The organism is Escherichia sp. 10290, assembly GCF_030295155.1.
Classification (GTDB): Bacteria; Pseudomonadota; Gammaproteobacteria; order Enterobacterales; family Enterobacteriaceae; genus Escherichia; species Escherichia coli_F.
Genome location: NZ_AP025741.1, coordinates 2,301,405 through 2,319,716, shown reverse-complemented (window position 1 = coordinate 2,319,716; position 18,312 = coordinate 2,301,405). Strand labels below are relative to the sequence as shown.

Below are 18,312 nucleotides of genomic sequence, written 5' to 3'. Positions count from 1 at the left end.
ATTTAAGGAGTGCCTGTGTTAGACCGCCATCTTCATCCCCGAATTAAACCTTTGTTGCATCAGTGTGTGAAGGTTCTGGATAAACCTGGTATCACGCCAGATGGTTTAACGTTAGTGGGGTTTGCTATCGGCGTGTTGGCATTGCCGTTTCTGGCACTGAGCTGGTATCTGGCGGCGCTGATTGCCATTTTACTAAACAGATTGCTTGATGGTCTGGACGGCGCGCTGGCACGGCGTCGAGGCCTCACCGACGCAGGCGGCTTTCTCGATATCTCGTTGGATTTCCTTTTTTACGCGCTGGTGCCTTTTGGGTTTATCCTCGCCGCACCGGAGCAAAACGCGCTGGCAGGCGGCTGGCTGCTGTTTGCGTTTATCGGCACGGGCAGCAGTTTTCTCGCTTTTGCTGCGCTGGCGGCGAAACATCAGATTGATAATCCCGGTTATGCGCATAAATCGTTTTATTATCTGGGCGGGTTAACCGAAGGCAGCGAGACGATTTTGCTGTTTGTTCTGAGTTGTCTCTTGCCGGCTTATTTTCCGTGGTTTGCGTGGATATTTGGCGCGCTGTGCTGGATGACGACCTTTACGCGGGTGTGGAGTGGATATCTGACGCTGAAGTCGCTCCAGCGTCAGTAGTTGCAATGTTATTTGCTGCTGTCCGGGCCGCGCTCACCGGTTGCTACGGGATTTTTCGGATCGCTGCTCCATTCGTACCAGCCGCCGTCGTAAACGGAGACGTTATTCCAGCCCATTGCTCGTGCGTACATAAAGGTTTCGGACGCGCGCCAGCCGGTGCCGCAGTAGAATGAAACTTGCTGATCTGGTTTGATATTCCATGCTTTCCACATAGCGGCAATATCATCGGCGCTACGCATGGTGCCATCCGGGTTATGGAAATCCTCCATATGCGTCGAGTCGCTACCAGCGTGTCCCCAACGGGCTCCGGCTATTTCACCTTTTGGCTTAATATAGCTGTAACCACTGGTCGTACCGATAAATTCTGGCCACGAACGAATGCTCACCAGCGATGCATCCTGGCGATGCAGCAGCCCACGGGCCTGTTCCATATCAAGCATCAACTGCGGTTGCGCCGGGATCTTCACGCCGAAATCCGGTTCAGCTTTCACTTTCGGTGGCGTTCCGCGCTCAACAGGCAGTCCCGCGTCGGACCAGGTTTGCCAGCCGCCGTCCAGCAGGCGCACATCTTTCACCCCTGCATAGAGCATAATCTGTGCTACACGCGCTGCTGCGTATACATCACGACCATATAGAATCACCGTGGTGTCATGACGAATGCCATGTTTTGCCAGCATCGCTTTCAGTTGTTCATCAGAGACTTTATTCCACAGCGGTTCGCTTTCCACTTCATTGGTATCGATGTAATCCGCGCCGGGAATATGGCTGATAAGGTAAAGCTTAGGAGCGCCCCAGGCCGCTTCAATGACTTTCCAGTCACCGGCAGGTTTCGCTGTAACGTCTTTTCCTTGTTGCAGGTCATGCAGCCATTGCGGATAAACCAGCTGCTCAAAGTGCGGCAGTTTTTGCAGACGGGAAGGTTCGCTTAGCGCGTCACTCAAAATGGAGATATGCGTAAAACCTGCTTTTTGCAGTCGCGTTTTGACGGCGTCGACATCTTTGTCATTACCGTACAGCGCCACCGGAGCGTCGGTTTTCAGGTTATGTTGCTTGATCCACGCGTTGAGCTGTTCGGTGCTCATTTTGTCGAGCCAGCTAGCAGAGAGGTTTAAGGCGGCAGGTTCATGACCAGAAGGGCCATTTAAGGTTTGTGGCCAGCCGTTATAAAACGCGCTGGGGCGAGTATCTATCGCTTTGCCATTTTGTTGTTGAAGCTGGTCAAGTGTAAGAGGCTTCGCCAGTTCAGCGGCCCACGAAGAAGCGCAAGCCAGCCCTAAAGCCATTGCCAGCGCGGTCATTTGAGAAACACGTTTCATCGAAAATCCCGACATTGTAGTTTTGAGTGCGCCATTCTGAACTGACGCATTGGGAAAAACTTTGCGTTATCGCAGTTTGTTGTAATTTTCTGACCACTGCGCCATATCCAGAACAGAACTATCAGCAGGAACATCCTGGATATCGTGCGTTACCTGAACGACGGGGATCGCCATGGCGCGAATTTCGCTGAACACCCACTGGCGAAAATTATCGCGCAGAGCCACATCAAGACGGCTGAACGGCTCATCCAGGAGTAACGCTCTTGGCTGGGCGAGAAGGGCGCGTAGCAGAGCAACGCGCGCTCGCTGACCGCCAGACAAAGTGGCAGGATCCTGATGGAAAGCTCCGTCAAGGCCTGAACGCTCAAGTGCATCATTCACGGCATTACGTCGGGCATTCCCCTTAAGTGTCTCCGGTAGCGCCAGCAGTAAATTTTGCCCGACGCTGAACTGGTCAAATAACAGTGCATCCTGGAAAAGAATGCCAATCTGACGCTGTGCGGTGGGTTGCATGTCAATCCGTTGCTCATTGAGCCATAGCTCACCTGCACAAGAAAACTGTCCGGCCAGCGCACCAATCATCCATGAAAACAGTGTAGATTTTCCACAGCCAGACGGCCCCATTAACGTGACAATGTCACCTTTATCCACCGTAAAGTTAACGTTTGTCAGCAAGCGGCTTTCTGGTAAACGTAGCGAAACATTTTTCACGCAGAGCATTAGCGGAGTCCTTGTCTGACATAACCTACCCATTTTGCGACTAACGCGGTCAGGGCAAAAATAATAAGCGGCAACAGTAGTTGCCATAAAGCCTGGGCGGCGAGAATGCCGTTGCTGCCGCCGCTGCTTAATGCCACCGCTTCAGTGGTGAGCGTCGGAAAACGCCCCGCGCCCAGCCACAGAGTCGGCATATACTGCGCAATACTGACTGAAAATCCTACCGCGAAGGCAATCAGCGCAGGGCGCAACATGAGTGGGCATTTCACGTAAAAGAAGATTTTGGCCCGCGACCAGCCCAGTGTTTGCGCAATCAAAATTAACCGTGAATCAATGCGCTGCCAGGCGGGTTGCAGGATAAACAGCATCCACGGCATTACCCACAGCAGATGCCCCCAGACCACCGCTGTCCAGCTCCCATCTATGTTCAGCCATAGCGCCAGCATGTACTGGCCCGCCACCAGCGGCAGAGCGGGTAATAAAATGGGCAACCAGAGCCACAACTGGCGACGCTTTGCCCCCCATTCCAGCCACAGCAGTAACAGGACCAAAGCGATAAACGTCGCCACCAGCCCCATTGTCAGGCTGTTGATGAGCGCTTCACTATTGATCGTCGACTGATCCGCGAGGATCGCCAGCAGAACCACACACAGCACACCGGTTAAGGGTAAAAAACTCGCCAGTGTATTGCCGGGTAATAAAGGCGTGGCGGGCTTACGAACGCCATCTACGCGGGGAATGGTGCACTGCCAGGCGCGCCAAAGTAAATAGCCCAGCAAAACGTAGACGGCGAGTAACAGCATCAGCAGCAGGCTGGCGAGTGCGCCTTTCATCTGTTGATCGGCGTCGCCTTGGGTTAACCACTGCCAGCTAATTACCGCCAGCGTCGGTGGATTACCCGGCCCGAGAATAATTGCCACATCCACGACCGACAACGACCATGCCACAATAGCCAGCATCGCCATTGCCAGTGCAGGCGCGACGGAGGGCAACAACAACCAGTTCAGACATTGCCAGCGGCTGTAGCCCAGCGAATCCAGTACAATAACCTGCTGCAACAGCCGTTTCTCGCTCAATACTGCCGCTAAGATCCACAGCAGAAATGCGCTTTCTTTCACCGCCAGGGTAAGGCCCAGCCCAATACCCAATTTATCCATCGGCGGAGTGAGAAAAGGAAAAACCTGATAAACCAGGCCACCTTCAGCAAACAGCAACAGGGCGCTGGTGGCAAAAGCCACATGGGGAATGGCGAGCAGCCACGGCAGACGGGCGCACATACGCTGCCATTTCGGCCCAGGCCACAGCGCCATAATTACCAGCAGGGCAATCGTCAATGCGCCGAGCGCCGCGATGGTTGTTGACACCAGTGTTGCCAGTAAGGCCTGCGGTAGCTGCGGATCGGCAAATAACGCCTGCCAGTGTGCCAACGACAAAGCAGGCGATATCAGCGTGAGAGCTGCCGGGATCAGCGGTGCATAAATCACCGCCACCATCGCCCACAGCAACAAGATTAATGCGTACCGTAACGGTGTAGCCATTCTTGTTCCAGCGCATTTACCCAACCTGCGTGCGGTTCAGCCAGTACCGGCGGCAGATCCTGCGGCATTCTTGATTGCAATATTTCATGCTGCCCGTCAGGCAGTTTTTGCGGATCGAGAACCGATGGATCGCCCCAGACAGCAGGGTCTGCTTTACGTAGCTGTGCATCAGGTGAGAGCAGGAAATTGGCAACCACCTTCGCCGCAGCACTGGCATTCGCGTTAGCAGGAATGGTGACAAAATGCACGTTGCCAATCATCCCCTCGTTAAAACCAAAACTGTAACTGCTTGCCGGCAAATCGCCACTGGCGATTTTTTGCTGGGCATGTGCAGGATTAAAGGTCAGCGACAGGCGCAATGTGCCAGCTTTCAGCAGAGCATCCATCCGCGCGGGCGAAGGTGGGAAATCCTTTCCTTCGCGCCATAAATACGGATGCAGCGCATCAAGATATTGCCACAAGGGCGCAGTGATACGGGCGAAAGTCGCATCGTTCGGCGCTTCTTTTAATGCTGCGGGATCTGGCGTCAGCATAATCAGTAACTGTTCAAGAAATGCGGTGCCAGTAAAGTCTGGCGGGCGCGGATAGGTAACCGTGCCAGGATTGGCTGTAGCAAATTCCAGTAAGGCTTGCGGTGTTTGTGGTGGCTGTGGCGTAACATCGCGGCGGGCGATAAACGTCAGTTGAGCGCCGCCCCACGGCGATTCTGCGCCTTCGACAGGTACAGAAAAATCTTCCCGTACCGGCAGTTGTGTATCGACATAACGCCAGTTTGGCAGAGTCTCAGCCCAGCCGGTTTGCAGTAAATTGGCCTCTTTTAAAGTGCGGAAGTTTTCGCCGTTCACCCAGAGCAGATCCACCGAACCGCCTGTCTCGCGCCCGGCTGCGGCTTCGGTCTGAATGCGCTTCACCGCGTCTGCGGCATCCGCCAGGCGGACAATCTTCAGGTTTATATCATAATGGGTTTTCATCTCGCCGCTAACCCAGTCGAGATAGCGGTTAATTGCGGTATCGCCGCCCCAGGCGTTAAACCAGACGGTTTGCCCTTTGGCCTCATTTTTAACTTCCTGCCAGTCACTGGCATGTGTTGCCAGAGAAAACAGCGATAACAATCCCAGCAACCACCCACAATGGCGCATCATCTCTCCTTAAGAACGTTTTTCAGGAATACGGCACAGCCCCTGAGCGGGAATGTCCATGGCAGAATTAAAACGGGCTGACAGATTTTGCAGGCCGATCAATGCCGTCAGTTCGGTGAGCGCCTGGGCGTCAAAATGCGCAGCCAGTCGGGTACGCAGGGCATCATCGACCGTTGGCGGCGTTACGCTGGCGGCTTCGGCGTACTCCAGCGCCAGCCGTTCTTCATCGCTAAAGAGCGGGCTTTGCCGCCAGTCAGCCACTGCCAGCAACTTATCGGTGCTGCCGGTACGCTCGGCGACTTTCATACTGGTGATATCCACGCAAAACTCACACAGGCACATTTGCGCAATGCGCGCGCTGACAAGCGATCGCACTACCGGATCGAGCGGTGAGCGTTTACGCTCCAGCCAACCGACAAACATCGACACCAGATAAAAGATAAACGGGATCCGTCCCCACCAGCGAATTGGACTTAGCACCTCGCCGTAATGGCGACGATGCAGCCACGCCTGCGGACGTAAACTTAAAGGAATTTTGCTAAGCGGTGGTAAACCCATCAGGCATTCCTCTTCTGGCGTTCAAGCCATATTTTTTTCGCCATAAAAATCACCACGGTCAGGGCAAACAGAATAAACAGTCCGGTGACAAACCAGAAGGTACCGCCCGTTAACATACTGCCCGCCCAGGAATAAACAATAGTCGCCGGTAACTGACCAAGCCCGGTGGCGATAAAAAACGAGCGAAAACGTATTGACGTCAAACCGGCAGCATAGCTGATTGGATCGAAAGGGACAAAAGGCAATAACCGGCATACCAGGATAGTGTGTTTGCCGTAGCGAGTGAAAAAGCCGTCCATACTGTCAAGCATGGTTTTACCGGTTAATTTTTCCACCACTTCGCGGCCCATTACTCTGGCGATAAAAAAGCATAGCGCCGCGCCCGCCATAGAACTGGTCCACGACAGCAAGCCGCCCCAGAACGCGCCAAACAGCGACGCATTGGCAAAGGTGATCAAAAATGCAGGCAGCGGTGCAGCAATGGCCTGTAAGATCATTAAAAAGAATGAGACCAGTGCAGCCTGCGTGCCGTAAGACGCAATAAAGCGTTCAATGCCTTGTTGATCCACGGCGGCAAAGGCTACAAGGCTGCTGTTAATAAACTCATAAACGCCGGGAATCAGCGCCCATGCGAGCAGCGCAACAATTAACAAGATGATAATGACGCCACGCCAGAGCCACATTTTACGGTTTTTATCTCTCATCTTTCATCTTTGTTGTTCGGTTAAAGAGGTTTTATCAGAAGTGGTCAGTGCCACTTGTTTGTAACGGGCGTAGCATTTAGCAAGCTGAATAAGAATAAACAGTATTAGCCCTGCCAGACAAAGTTTGAAAATAAATGATAATGTTATGCCTTCAGTAACAAGGTCGCTGGCCATAAAAGTATAAATAAAGATCCCCGGCAGAGTCGTGAATGCCGAAATAAAGGTATATGGCCAAAAGGCAATGGCGGTTAATCCGTAGGCGTAATTTTGAATATTGTAAGGAAATAGCGGAATTAAGCGGGTAAGAATAAGAAAATCGATACCGTTACGTGCAATCCCTTTCTCAATAGACTGAAAGACGGTGGTATCCCCAACATATTTCAGCACCAGTTCTCGCCCCATCCAGCGAGCAATCAAAAAGGAAACCGACGAAGCGAGCGTTGCTGCAACTAACGAAAGCAGAGTCCCCAAGAATGGACCAAAAATAATGCCACTGCCAATGACCAGGACACTACCGGGCAGCAGCAGAAGAGTGGCAATAACAAATAACAGAATATAAAGGCTGTAACCGAAAATACCACTCTGGCGAATAAGTGCCTGCAAGTGAGGAAGATCGCTAATGAAATTGAATATGCCTGAAGCATAAACAAGATAAATTGCCAGAGCAAAAGTCAGACTACCAACAACGAACTTACACTCAGCTTTCATCGTGGAGATTTCCTATATCAAGCCTTGATAATAGAGAAGTGAAAAACGCGATGACGGTATAACAAACCTAAGCTGGTCACAAATCCTTACTGCCAGTTTCTTGATTATCCTCAAGAATCGGCCTCCTGACCTGGAGGATGTCAGGAGGCTGCGTCATTAGCGGCGGAAGGTCGCCCACACAGGCGCGTGATCGGACGGTTTTTCCATGCTGCGGATTTCATAGTCGATGCCGGTTTCTACGCAACAGTCTGCCAGCGGTTGGCTGGCGAGCAGCAGGTCGATACGCAGACCACGGTTATCGTCAAAACCTTTTGAGCGGTAATCAAACCATGAGAAACGATCTGCTGTTTCCGGATTCGCATGGCGGAAGGTATCCACCAGCCCCCAACTTATCAGCCTGTCCATCCATTCACGTTCTTCAGGCAGGAAAGAACATTTACCAGTACGCAGCCAGCGTTTGCGGTTCTCTTCGCCAATGCCGATATCCAGGTCGGTGGGGCTGATATTCATATCGCCCATAATCAGCACCGGATTTTCACGCTTGAGTTCGGTTTCCAAATAATTTTGCAGATTCTGATAAAACTGCGCCTTCGCCGGGAATTTTATCGGATGGTCGCGGCTTTCACCCTGCGGGAAGTAACCGTTGATCACGGTGACATTGCCCAGCGGCGAGGGGATTTCCGCCATAATAATTCGCCGCTGCGCCTCTTCGCCGTCGTCAGGGAAGCCGCGACGCACGGCAATCGGCGTCTCTTTGGTCAGCAGCGCCACGCCATAATGGCCTTTCTGCCCGTGATAAAACACGTTGTAGCCGAGCTTCGCCACCTCTTCGAGCGGAAACATATCGTCATGAACTTTTGTCTCCTGCAGGCCAATCACATCCGGTTGGTGCTTTTCGACGATGGCTTCAAGCTGGTGAGGTCTGGCGCGCAGGCCGTTGATATTAAAAGAGACAAATTTCATAGTCGCTGCCATTTATTCAGATAAAGAGTGCGTGGATGGTAGCAGAATTTCGCTTTGCTTACCGCCTGTTGTTAAGTGATTTGATCGATGGTTGTTAATGATGTCAACGATGGCGCAAAAAATGCCCGCTTTTGGTGCGCGCTGCGTCAGAATGGCGCAGTAATTTCCAGTAAATTTCGTCAATGATCACAATTCCAGAATTATATTTTACTTCTGCATAACATTGCGTTTTTTATTCTTTTTATTCACCTGCATCGCAAACGTATTCACTTTATATGCACTTTAAATGCATATGGTTTGGTTATAACTCCTTGATTTCCAGTTAGCCACCGCGGTTTATGCACTTTTATCACTGGCTGGCACGAACCCTGCAATCTACATTTACAGCGCAAACATTACTTATTATTAACATATAAATAACGAATTATTTACTGTAGAGGTCGCTATGTCTCAGCCAATTACGCGTGAAAACTTTGATGAATGGATGATACCTGTTTACGCTCCGGCACCATTTATTCCGGTACGTGGCGAAGGTTCGCGCTTGTGGGATCAGCAGGGGAAAGAGTATATCGACTTCGCGGGTGGCATTGCGGTGAACGCACTGGGCCATGCGCACCCGGAACTGCGCGAGGCGCTGAACGAACAGGCGAGTAAGTTCTGGCATACCGGTAATGGTTACACCAACGAGCCGGTACTGCGACTGGCGAAAAAATTGATCGACGCCACTTTTGCCGATCGCGTGTTCTTCTGTAACTCTGGTGCGGAAGCCAATGAAGCGGCGCTCAAACTGGCACGTAAATTCGCCCACGACCGCTTCGGCAGCCATAAGAGCGGGATCGTGGCGTTTAAAAATGCGTTCCACGGGCGCACGCTGTTTACCGTCAGCGCGGGCGGGCAGCCAGCCTATTCACAGGATTTTGCGCCACTGCCGCCGGATATTCGTCATGCTGCATATAACGATATTAACTCTGCCAGTGCGTTGATTGACGACTCTACCTGTGCGGTGATTGTCGAACCCATCCAGGGAGAAGGTGGTGTGGTGCCAGCCAGCAACGCATTTTTACAGGAGCTTCGCGAACTGTGTGACCGCCACAACGCATTGCTGATTTTTGATGAAGTACAAACGGGCGTCGGGCGTACCGGGGAACTGTATGCCTATATGCACTACGGCGTGATGCCCGATCTGTTAACTACCGCCAAAGCACTGGGCGGCGGTTTCCCCGTTGGCGCTCTGTTGGTAACCGAAGAATGCGCCAGCGTGATGACCGTGGGCACACATGGCACCACTTATGGCGGTAATCCGCTGGCCTCGGCGGTGGCAGGTAAAGTACTGGATCTCATCAACACGCCAGAGATGCTTAATGGCGTTAAACAGCGTCACGACTGGTTTGTTGAGCGTCTTAATACCATTAATTACCGCTGCGGTTTGTTCAGTGAAGTTCGCGGATTAGGTCTGCTGATTGGCTGTGTGCTGAATGCGGATTACGCTGGGCAAGCGAAACAAATTTCTCAGGAGGCGGCGAAAGCGGGCGTGATGGTGCTGATTGCGGGTGGCAATGTGGTGCGTTTTGCGCCTGCGCTCAACGTCAGCGAAGAAGAGGTGACAACCGGGCTGGATCGTTTTGCTGCGGCCTGTGAACGCTTTGTGAGCGGAGGTTCATCATGATGGTCATCCGTCCCGTTGAACGCACTGATGTCTCAGCGTTAATGCAGCTTGCCAGCAAAACGGGCGGCGGCCTGACGTCGCTTCCCGCCAATGAAGCCACGCTTTCGGCGCGTATCGAAAGGGCAATCAAAACCTGGCAAGGCGAACTGCCCAAAAGCGAGCAGGGTTATGTATTTGTACTGGAAGATAGTGAGACAGGCACTGTGGCGGGAATTTGCGCCATTGAAGTGGCGGTTGGTCTGAACGATCCCTGGTATAACTATCGCGTCGGCACGCTGGTTCACGCCTCCAAAGAGCTAAATGTCTATAACGCGTTACCGACGCTGTTTCTCAGTAATGATCACACCGGCAGCAGCGAGTTGTGCACGCTATTTCTCGACCCGGAGTGGCGCAAAGAGGGCAACGGCTATTTGCTGTCGAAATCGCGCTTTATGTTTATGGCGGCTTTTCGCGACAAGTTTAATGACAAAGTGGTCGCCGAAATGCGCGGGGTGATAGACGAACACGGCTATTCACCGTTCTGGCAAAGCCTCGGTAAACGCTTCTTTTCGATGGATTTTAGCCGCGCCGATTTTCTCTGCGGCACCGGGCAAAAGGCGTTTATTGCAGAACTGATGCCGAAACATCCGATCTATACCCACTTTTTATCCCAGGAAGCGCAGGACGTCATCGGTCAGGTACATCCGCAGACCGCGCCTGCCCGCGCGGTGCTGGAGAAAGAAGGTTTTCGCTACCGTAACTATATCGACATTTTTGACGGCGGGCCGACGCTTGAGTGTGACATCGACCGCGTGCGAGCCATTCGCAAAAGTCGGCTGGTGGAAGTGGCAGAAGGGCAGCCTGCGCAGGGCGAATTCCCGGCCTGCCTGGTCGCCAATGAAAATTATCACCATTTCCGCGTGGTGCTGGTGCGTACCGATCCAGCGACCGAGCGTTTGATTTTAACCGCCGCACAACTGGATGCCCTCAAATGCCACGCAGGGGATCGCGTTCGTCTGGTGCGCCTGTGCGCAGAGGAGAAAACAGCATGACTTTATGGATCAATGGTGACTGGGTTACGGGCCAGGGCGCATTGCGTGTGAAGCGTAATCCGGTATCGGGCGAGGTGCTATGGCAAGGCAATGATGCCGATGCCGCTCAGGTCGAGCAGGCTTGTCGGGCTGCCCGAGCGGCGTTTCCGCGCTGGGCGCGACTCTCCTTTGGCGATCGTCAGGTAAGAGTTGAACGCTTTGCCGGATTGCTGGAAAGCAATAAAGCCGAATTAACCGCGATTATTGCCAGAGAAACGGGTAAGCCGCGCTGGGAAGCGGCAACCGAAGTGACGGCGATGATCAATAAAATCGCGATATCAATTAAGGCGTATCACGTTCGTACCGGCGAGCAGCGTAGTGAAATGCCGGACGGCGCGGCGAGCCTGCGACATCGCCCGCACGGCGTGCTGGCGGTGTTTGGGCCGTATAATTTCCCTGGTCATTTGCCGAACGGACATATCGTTCCGGCATTGCTGGCAGGTAACACCATTATCTTTAAACCCAGCGAACTGACACCGTGGAGTGGCGAAGCGGTAATGCGTTTATGGCAGCAGGCTGGCTTGCCGCCGGGCGTGCTGAACCTGGTGCAGGGCGGGCGTGAAACGGGTCAGGCGCTGAGTGCGCTGGAGGATCTCGACGGCTTGCTGTTTACCGGTAGCGCCAATACTGGCTACCAGTTGCATCGTCAGCTTTCCGGTCAGCCGGAGAAAATTCTCGCCCTTGAGATGGGTGGTAATAACCCGCTAATAATCGATGAGGTGACGGATATCGATGCCGCTGTCCATCTGACTATTCAGTCAGCATTTGTCACTGCCGGGCAACGGTGTACCTGCGCCCGCCGTTTATTGCTTAAAAGCGGGGCGCAGGGCGATGCATTTCTTGCCCGTCTGGTTGCCGTCAGCCAGCGATTAACGCCGGGCAACTGGGACGATGAACCCCAACCGTTTATTGGCGGGCTGATATCAGAGCAGGCCGCACAGCAGGTGGTTACTGCCTGGCAGGAGCTGGAAGCGATGGGTGGACGAACCCTGCTTGCGCCGCGCTTATTACAAGCAGGAACAACGTTGCTTACGCCGGGAATCGTTGAAATGACGGGTGTTGCTGGCGTGCCAGATGAAGAAGTGTTCGGACCGCTATTGCGCGTCTGGCGTTATGACACTTTTGAAGAAGCGATCAGGATAGCGAATAATACTCGCTTTGGCCTCTCTTGCGGTCTGGTTTCCCCCGAGCGGGAAAAATTCGAACAACTGTTGCTGGAAGCGCGAGCGGGGATTGTTAACTGGAATAAACCGCTTACCGGTGCTGCCAGTACCGCACCCTTCGGCGGCGTTGGCGCTTCCGGCAACCATCGCCCCAGCGCCTGGTATGCCGCCGATTACTGCGCCTGGCCGATGGCAAGCCTGGAGTCAGACTCGTTAACGTTGCCCACCACGCTTAACCCAGGTCTGGATTTTTCCGAGGAGGTGGAGCGATGAACGCCTGGGAAGTCAATTTCGACGGACTGGTGGGGCTGACGCATCATTACGCGGGCCTGTCGTTTGGTAATGAAGCCTCTACCCGTCATCGTTTTCAGGTCTCTAACCCGCGACTGGCGGCGAAACAGGGCTTACTGAAAATGAAAACCCTTGCCGATGCGGGATTTCCCCAGGCGGTGATCCCGCCGCACGAGCGTCCGTTTATTCCGGTGCTGCGTCAACTGGGATTCAGTGGTAGCGATGAGCAGGTACTGGAAAAAGTTGCACGCCAGGCACCGCACTGGCTTTCCAGCGTCAGCTCCGCTTCGCCAATGTGGGTAGCCAATGCGGCAACGATCGCGCCATCTGCCGATACGCTGGATGGCAAAGTGCATCTCACCGTTGCCAACCTGAACAATAAATTTCACCGTTCGCTGGAAGCCCCCGTCACCGAATCGCTGTTAAAAGCGATTTTTAACGACGAAGAGAAATTTAGTGTCCATTCGGCGTTGCCGCAGGTAGCGTTGCTCGGTGATGAGGGGGCGGCAAACCACAATCGTCTCGGCGGTCATTACGGTGAACCGGGTATGCAACTTTTTGTCTACGGGCGAGAAGAGGGCAATGTTTCCCGACCTTCCCATTATCCGGCGCGGCAGACACGCGAAGCCAGCGAGGCGGTGGCAAGGTTGAATCAGGTGAATCCCCAACAGGTGATTTTCGCCCAGCAAAACCCGGACGTTATCGACCAGGGCGTTTTTCATAATGATGTGATTGCCGTAAGTAACCGTCAGGTGCTGTTTTGCCATCAGCAGGCGTTCGCTCGCCAGGCGCAATTACTGGCAAATCTGCGTTCGCGGGTCAATGGTTTTATGGCGCTAGAAGTTCCGGCGACTCAGGTTTCCGTGTCGGATGCGGTGTCTACGTATCTGTTTAACAGCCAACTGTTGAGCCGCGATGATGGTTCCATGCTGCTGGTGCTGCCGCAGGAGTGTCGTGAACACGCCGGAGTATGGTGTTATCTCAATGAACTCCTTGCCGCTGACAACCCGATTAGCGAACTAAAAGTCTTTGATTTACGTGAAAGCATGGCGAACGGTGGAGGCCCGGCGTGCCTGCGGTTGCGGGTGGTATTGACAGAAGAAGAACGCCGGGCGGTTAATCCGGCGGTGATGATGAACGATACGCTGTTTAATGCGCTCAATGACTGGGTGGAGCGTTACTACCGCGATCGTCTTACTGCGGCGGATCTGGCTGATCCGCTGCTGCTGCACGAAGGGCGGGAAGCACTGGATGTATTGAGCCAACTACTGAATCTCGGTTCGGTTTATCCGTTCCAGCGCGAGGGAGGGGGCAATGGATAATTTTCTTGCTCTGACCTTAACGGGTAAAAAACCGGTTATCACCGAGCGAGAAATCAACGGCGTTCGCTGGCGCTGGCTGGGCGATGGCGTGCTGGAACTGACGCCATTAACGCCACCGCAAGGTGCGCTGGTGATTTCAGCGGGAATACACGGTAATGAGACGGCACCTGTGGAGATGCTGGACGCGTTGCTTGGCGCGATATCTCACGGCGAGATCCCGTTACGTTGGCGGCTGCTGGTGATCCTCGGGAATCCTCCTGCGCTGAAGCAAGGGAAACGTTATTGCCATAGCGATATGAACCGAATGTTTGGCGGACGTTGGCAATTATTTGCTGAAAGCGGGGAAACCTGTCGCGCGCGCGAACTGGAACAGTGCCTGGAAGATTTTTATGACCAGGGCAAGGAATCTATTCGCTGGCACCTTGATCTACATACCGCAATTCGTGGCTCCTTGCATCCGCAGTTCGGTGTATTACCGCAACGCGACATTCCCTGGGACGAGAAATTTCTGACGTGGCTGGGGGCGGCTGGGCTGGAGGCACTGGTGTTCCATCAGGCGCCTGGTGGTACGTTTACCCATTTCAGCGCCAGACATTTTGGCGCGCTGGCCTGTACGCTGGAACTCGGCAAAGCGTTGCCCTTCGGACAAAACGATCTTCGCCAGTTTGCAGTAACTGCCAGCGCAATTGCTGCGCTGCTATCTGGTGAGAGTGTCGGTATCGTGAGAACGCCGCCACTACGTTATCGGGTGGTTTCGCAAATTACTCGCCATTCGCCGTCCTTCGAAATGCATATGGCAAGTGACACGCTGAATTTTATGCCGTTTAAGAAAGGAACGTTGCTGGCGCAGGACGGTGAGGAACGTTTTACCGTAACCCATGATGTAGAGTATGTGTTATTCCCTAATCCGTTGGTAGCGTTGGGATTACGCGCGGGATTAATGCTCGAAAAAATAAGCTAATACTTACCCGCAGAAATCATTCTGCGGGTATTAAGTTACTTTCTTATAAATTAATACAGATTAATCCTGGTTATTTGCTTTATTTATCACCAGTCATCCGGTATAGTTCTTCATAATCTCTGCAAAATCATCATGTTGTAATATTCTCTCATCACTCTCCATCAAATTTTCTTTTTTTCTCCATAATTGGCGCAAAAGTGTTTTTTACACTTTCATTGTTTTACCGTTGCTCTGATTAATTGACGCTAAAGTCAGTAAAGTTAATCTCGTCAACACGGCACGCTACTTAAGAAAGCCGTAATAAATAACTGAAAGGAAGGATATAGAATATGCGTAAATTAACTGCACTGTTTGTTGCCTCTACCCTGGCTCTTGGCGCGGCTAACCTGGCCCATGCCGCAGACACCACTACCTCAGCACCGGCTGACGCGAAGCCGATGATGCACCACAAAGGCAAGTTCGGTCCGCATCAGGACATGATGTTCAAAGACCTGAACCTGACCGACGCGCAGAAACAGCAGATCCGCGAAATCATGAAAGGCCAGCGTGACCAGATGAAACGTCCGCCGCTGGAAGAACGCCGCGCAATGCATGACATCATTGCCAGCGATACCTTCGATAAAGCAAAAGCTGAAGCACAGATCGCAAAAATGGAAGAACAGCGCAAAGCTAACATGCTGGCGCACATGGAAACCCAGAACAAGATTTACAACATCCTGACGCCGGAACAGAAAAAGCAATTTAATGCTAATTTTGAGAAGCGTCTGACAGAACGTCCAGCGGCAAAAGGTAAAATGCCTGCAACTGCTGAATAATCTTTCAGCCAAAAACTTAAGACCGCCGGTCTTGTCCACTACCTTGCAGTAATGCGGTGGACAGGGTCGGCGGTTTTCTTTTTTGTTCTCAAACAGATGCAAAAAAAAACTGATCGCCACTAACGTAAATCACCCGAGTTGCCGATAACCATCCACGGTTACCTGAACGATAACAATGAAAAGAACGGGCCGGGAGCGAGTATGGAATACTTTGATATACGTAAAATGTCGGTGAATCTGTGGCGAAACGCTGCCGGTGAAACCCGCGAAATCTGTACTTTTCCACCGGCAAAACGTGATTTTTACTGGCGAGCCAGCATTGCATCCATCGCGGCGAATGGGGAGTTTTCTTTGTTTCCAGGTATGGAAAGGATAGTGACGTTGCTGGAAGGCGGCGAGATGTTCCTTGAAAGTGCAGACCGCTTTAAACATACCTTAAAACCGTTACAGCCTTTTGCCTTTGCGGCGGACCAGGTGGTTAAAGCGAAACTGACGGCAGGGCAGATGTCGATGGATTTCAACATCATGACACGCTTGGATGTCTGTAAGGCGAAAGTCAGAATTGCCGAACGTACGTTTACTACCTTTGGCTCACGCGGCGGGGTAGTGTTTGTCATTAACGGGGCGTGGCAATTGGGCGATAAACTGCTCACTACTGACCAGGGAGCGTGCTGGTATGATGGCAAACACACCCTGCGGCTTTTACAACCGCAAGGTAAACTGTTATTCAGTGAAATCAACTGGCTCGCTGGTCATTCGCCGGATCAAGTTCAGTAATTTCATAGTTACCGGAAAGCAGCGGCTTACAAAGAATTTTATAACCGTCGTGATCAAACCCGGCGGGTGTCCGAATTAACATTGTCGCTTCTTCCAGCGAATTAACCGCCCCCAGCCACAGCCAGTTTTGAATAATATGATATTGAGTCATTTCCGGGTGCTGTTCTTTCAGTGCCACCGCACCTTGCCAAGGCCAACACACCACCCGCAAACGCGCCAGAGCCTGGCGCAAGCGTAGCGCATGATCGTCATGGCTCTCTTTACCGCAACACGCCCCGGCGCAACGTTTTAATGCAGAACGAAAACATGCACGCCCGCGGCTTAACGGTTCCAGTCCCAACAGGCCATAACAAAGTTTTTGTTCATCAGCGATGGTCTGCAATGCTTGTAAAGCTGCGCGCCTATTGGCAAACAGGCCAAACAGGTTGGGGGCTCGTGAAAAATCCACCTCTTTGGCATACACCACATCAACACGCTTTTCATTCAGCTGCAGGGCGCAGAGCTGGCGATTGCGGCGCAAGCGTTTATTAAATAGCGGCTGCTGCTCTTTGATTAATCGCGCTTCAAGGAGTAGAGCGCCGATTTCACCGGCGGTACATATCCAGCTGATGCGTCGGGATTGCCGCAGCATGGCGGCTTCATCCGGGGTACGTAAATGAGAAAGGACGCGGCTGCGGATGTTAATGCTTTTGCCGATATAGAGCGGCATGGTGTCACTTTCGCCATGAAACAGATACACCCCTGGTCGGGTGGGTAAGTCATTAAGGAATGAACGTAAATGTTCGGGATATTCATAAATTGCCGCAGCTTCAAATTCGAGCCGCGGAGAAGTTAAACGCCGTACCACTGTTGACTCCGAATGCTGGTTATCTATCCAGTGTAACAGGCGGGGAGCGATTAAAAAAGAGGCGGGTTGATGACAAAGGTTACACCGTCAGACGTGCTACGCCTGTCAGGCCTATTCGACTCATGCAATATATTGAATTTGCATAGTTTTGTGGGGCGAATAAGGCGTTCACGCCGCATCCGGCGTGAACAAAGTACTCTTTTTCGCACAAACCAATATGTGCAAATTATTACTTCTTCCAGAAATCATCGAAAACGGTAATTGGCGGACGGCGTTTATGTTCGGTTTTCAGATACCAGTTCTCTATTGTTCTGGCGACCTGTTCAGGTACGTTTTTCCCTTCCAGATAGTCGTCGATATTGTCATAGGTCACGCCGAGTGCCACTTCATCTGGCAGAGAAGGGCGATCATCTTCCAGATCGGCCGTTGGGGCTTTCTTATAAAGATGTTCCGGACAACCTAATGCCGCCAGTAACTGTTTACCCTGACGTTTGTTGAGGCGATACAGCGGATTAATGTCCGTACCGCCGTCACCATATTTAGTGAAGAATCCGGTAATGGCTTCTGCTGCATGATCGGTGCCCACCACGACACCGCTGGTCATACCCGCAATGCTATATTGTGCTTTCATCCGCTCACGCGCTTTTTCATTGCCACGGACAAAATCACTTAATTCAATACCCGCTTCGCGCAGCGCCTGTTCGCTGGCCAATACCGCGCCCTTGATATTAACGGTTAATACGCGATCCGGTTGAATAAAGGCAATGGCATCCTGACAATCTTGTTCGTCGGCCTGAACACCATAGGGCAGGCGTACGGCAATAAATTGCAGCGATTCGTTGCCGGTTTCCTGGCGCAGCTCATTAATCGCCATCTGGCACAGCTTACCGGCAAGCGTGGAGTCCTGACCGCCGCTGATCCCGAGCACCAGTGATTTAATGAACGGATAAGTTTGCAGGTAGCTTTTCAGAAAATCGACACTACGACGAATTTCCTCTTCAGCATTAATCTGCGGTTTTGCGCCCAGCGCCTTTATTATTTGTTGTTGCAATGTCATTGAACCCCTCCAGACAGAAAAGACAAAACTTCCTTAAAGCTAACCCGTTGCTATTGAAACGACA

General features: G+C 52.4%; 18 protein-coding genes. 8 read left to right on the top strand and 10 right to left on the bottom strand.

Annotated features, from left to right (window positions below; genetic code table 11):
- The first annotated feature begins 15 nt into the window (after nucleotides 1-15).
- On the top strand, nucleotides 16-636 hold the full coding sequence (locus tag QUE74_RS11735) for a CDP-alcohol phosphatidyltransferase family protein (RefSeq protein ID WP_001354714.1): 621 nt from the start codon (nucleotides 16-18) through the stop codon (nucleotides 634-636).
- 8 nt (nucleotides 637-644) lie between these two features.
- On the opposite strand, the gene ynjE is transcribed toward QUE74_RS11735, so the two are convergent.
- The 8 genes from ynjE to xthA form a co-directional block, all read right to left on the bottom strand.
- On the bottom strand, nucleotides 645-1,952 hold the full coding sequence (gene ynjE / locus QUE74_RS11730) for a thiosulfate sulfurtransferase YnjE (RefSeq protein ID WP_001354713.1): 1,308 nt from the start codon (nucleotides 1,950-1,952) through the stop codon (nucleotides 645-647).
- Nucleotides 1,953-2,018: 66 nt separating this feature from the next.
- Nucleotides 2,019-2,672: an ATP-binding cassette domain-containing protein gene (locus QUE74_RS11725; protein ID WP_001354712.1), complete on the bottom strand. Its 654-nt coding sequence runs from the start codon at nucleotides 2,670-2,672 to the stop codon at nucleotides 2,019-2,021.
- Nucleotides 2,672-4,207: an ABC transporter permease subunit gene (locus QUE74_RS11720; protein ID WP_000235008.1), complete on the bottom strand. Its 1,536-nt coding sequence runs from the start codon at nucleotides 4,205-4,207 to the stop codon at nucleotides 2,672-2,674. The genes QUE74_RS11725 and QUE74_RS11720 overlap by 1 nt, the downstream gene beginning before the upstream one ends.
- Nucleotides 4,180-5,346 carry an ABC transporter substrate-binding protein gene (locus QUE74_RS11715; RefSeq protein ID WP_001215377.1) on the bottom strand — a complete coding sequence of 389 codons (1,167 nt, stop codon included), beginning with the start codon at nucleotides 5,344-5,346 and terminating at the stop codon, nucleotides 4,180-4,182. The genes QUE74_RS11720 and QUE74_RS11715 overlap by 28 nt, the downstream gene beginning before the upstream one ends.
- A 9-nt stretch (nucleotides 5,347-5,355) precedes the next feature.
- A complete protein-coding gene (locus tag QUE74_RS11710) occupies nucleotides 5,356-5,904 on the bottom strand; it encodes a carboxymuconolactone decarboxylase family protein (RefSeq protein ID WP_000524105.1) in 549 nt (182 codons plus the stop codon).
- Nucleotides 5,904-6,608 carry a TVP38/TMEM64 family protein gene (locus tag QUE74_RS11705; RefSeq protein WP_001205126.1) on the bottom strand — a complete coding sequence of 235 codons (705 nt, stop codon included), beginning with the start codon at nucleotides 6,606-6,608 and terminating at the stop codon, nucleotides 5,904-5,906. Before QUE74_RS11705 ends, QUE74_RS11710 begins: the two co-directional genes overlap by 1 nt.
- A 3-nt stretch (nucleotides 6,609-6,611) precedes the next feature.
- Nucleotides 6,612-7,316, bottom strand: coding sequence for a TVP38/TMEM64 family protein (locus QUE74_RS11700; protein ID WP_000642617.1), 705 nt, complete (start codon nucleotides 7,314-7,316; stop codon nucleotides 6,612-6,614).
- Nucleotides 7,317-7,472: 156 nt separating this feature from the next.
- Entirely contained in the window at nucleotides 7,473-8,279 is an 807-nt protein-coding gene (gene xthA / locus QUE74_RS11695; protein WP_000673911.1) for an exodeoxyribonuclease III, read from the bottom strand.
- Between the two features lie 445 nt (nucleotides 8,280-8,724).
- On the opposite strand from xthA, the gene astC reads away from it, so the two are divergent.
- The 7 genes from astC to ves all read left to right on the top strand — a co-directional run bounded on the left by astC (nucleotide 8,725) and on the right by ves (nucleotide 16,344).
- On the top strand, nucleotides 8,725-9,945 hold the full coding sequence (gene astC / locus QUE74_RS11690) for a succinylornithine/acetylornithine transaminase (RefSeq protein WP_000081970.1): 1,221 nt from the start codon (nucleotides 8,725-8,727) through the stop codon (nucleotides 9,943-9,945).
- Complete coding sequence (gene astA / locus QUE74_RS11685) at nucleotides 9,942-10,976, top strand: arginine N-succinyltransferase (protein WP_000989455.1); 1,035 nt, start codon at nucleotides 9,942-9,944, stop codon at nucleotides 10,974-10,976. Before astC ends, astA begins: the two co-directional genes overlap by 4 nt.
- Nucleotides 10,973-12,451, top strand: a complete 1,479-nt coding sequence (gene astD / locus QUE74_RS11680) for a succinylglutamate-semialdehyde dehydrogenase (protein WP_000177309.1) — start codon at nucleotides 10,973-10,975, stop codon at nucleotides 12,449-12,451. Before astA ends, astD begins: the two co-directional genes overlap by 4 nt.
- Nucleotides 12,448-13,791, top strand: a complete 1,344-nt coding sequence (gene astB / locus QUE74_RS11675; protein ID WP_000994993.1) for an N-succinylarginine dihydrolase — start codon at nucleotides 12,448-12,450, stop codon at nucleotides 13,789-13,791. The genes astD and astB overlap by 4 nt, the downstream gene beginning before the upstream one ends.
- The gene (gene astE, locus QUE74_RS11670) at nucleotides 13,784-14,752 is read left to right on the top strand and encodes a succinylglutamate desuccinylase (RefSeq protein ID WP_000368494.1); all 969 of its coding nucleotides are present in this window, start codon (nucleotides 13,784-13,786) and stop codon (nucleotides 14,750-14,752) included. Before astB ends, astE begins: the two co-directional genes overlap by 8 nt.
- 329 nt (nucleotides 14,753-15,081) lie before the next feature.
- Entirely contained in the window at nucleotides 15,082-15,567 is a 486-nt protein-coding gene (spy, locus tag QUE74_RS11665) for an ATP-independent periplasmic protein-refolding chaperone Spy (protein ID WP_001228990.1), read from the top strand.
- Between the two features lie 201 nt (nucleotides 15,568-15,768).
- The gene (gene ves, locus QUE74_RS11660; protein WP_001354711.1) at nucleotides 15,769-16,344 is read left to right on the top strand and encodes an environmental stress-induced protein Ves; all 576 of its coding nucleotides are present in this window, start codon (nucleotides 15,769-15,771) and stop codon (nucleotides 16,342-16,344) included.
- On the opposite strand, the gene cho is transcribed toward ves, so the two are convergent.
- Nucleotides 16,304-17,191 (bottom strand): excinuclease Cho, encoded by an 888-nt coding sequence (cho, locus tag QUE74_RS11655; RefSeq protein ID WP_000252362.1) that lies wholly within the window; start codon nucleotides 17,189-17,191, stop codon nucleotides 16,304-16,306. The genes ves and cho overlap by 41 nt on opposite strands.
- Before the next feature lie 229 nt (nucleotides 17,192-17,420).
- On the bottom strand, nucleotides 17,421-18,248 hold the full coding sequence (gene nadE / locus QUE74_RS11650) for an NAD(+) synthase (RefSeq protein WP_000175037.1): 828 nt from the start codon (nucleotides 18,246-18,248) through the stop codon (nucleotides 17,421-17,423).
- Nucleotides 18,249-18,312: the final 64 nt, after the last annotated feature.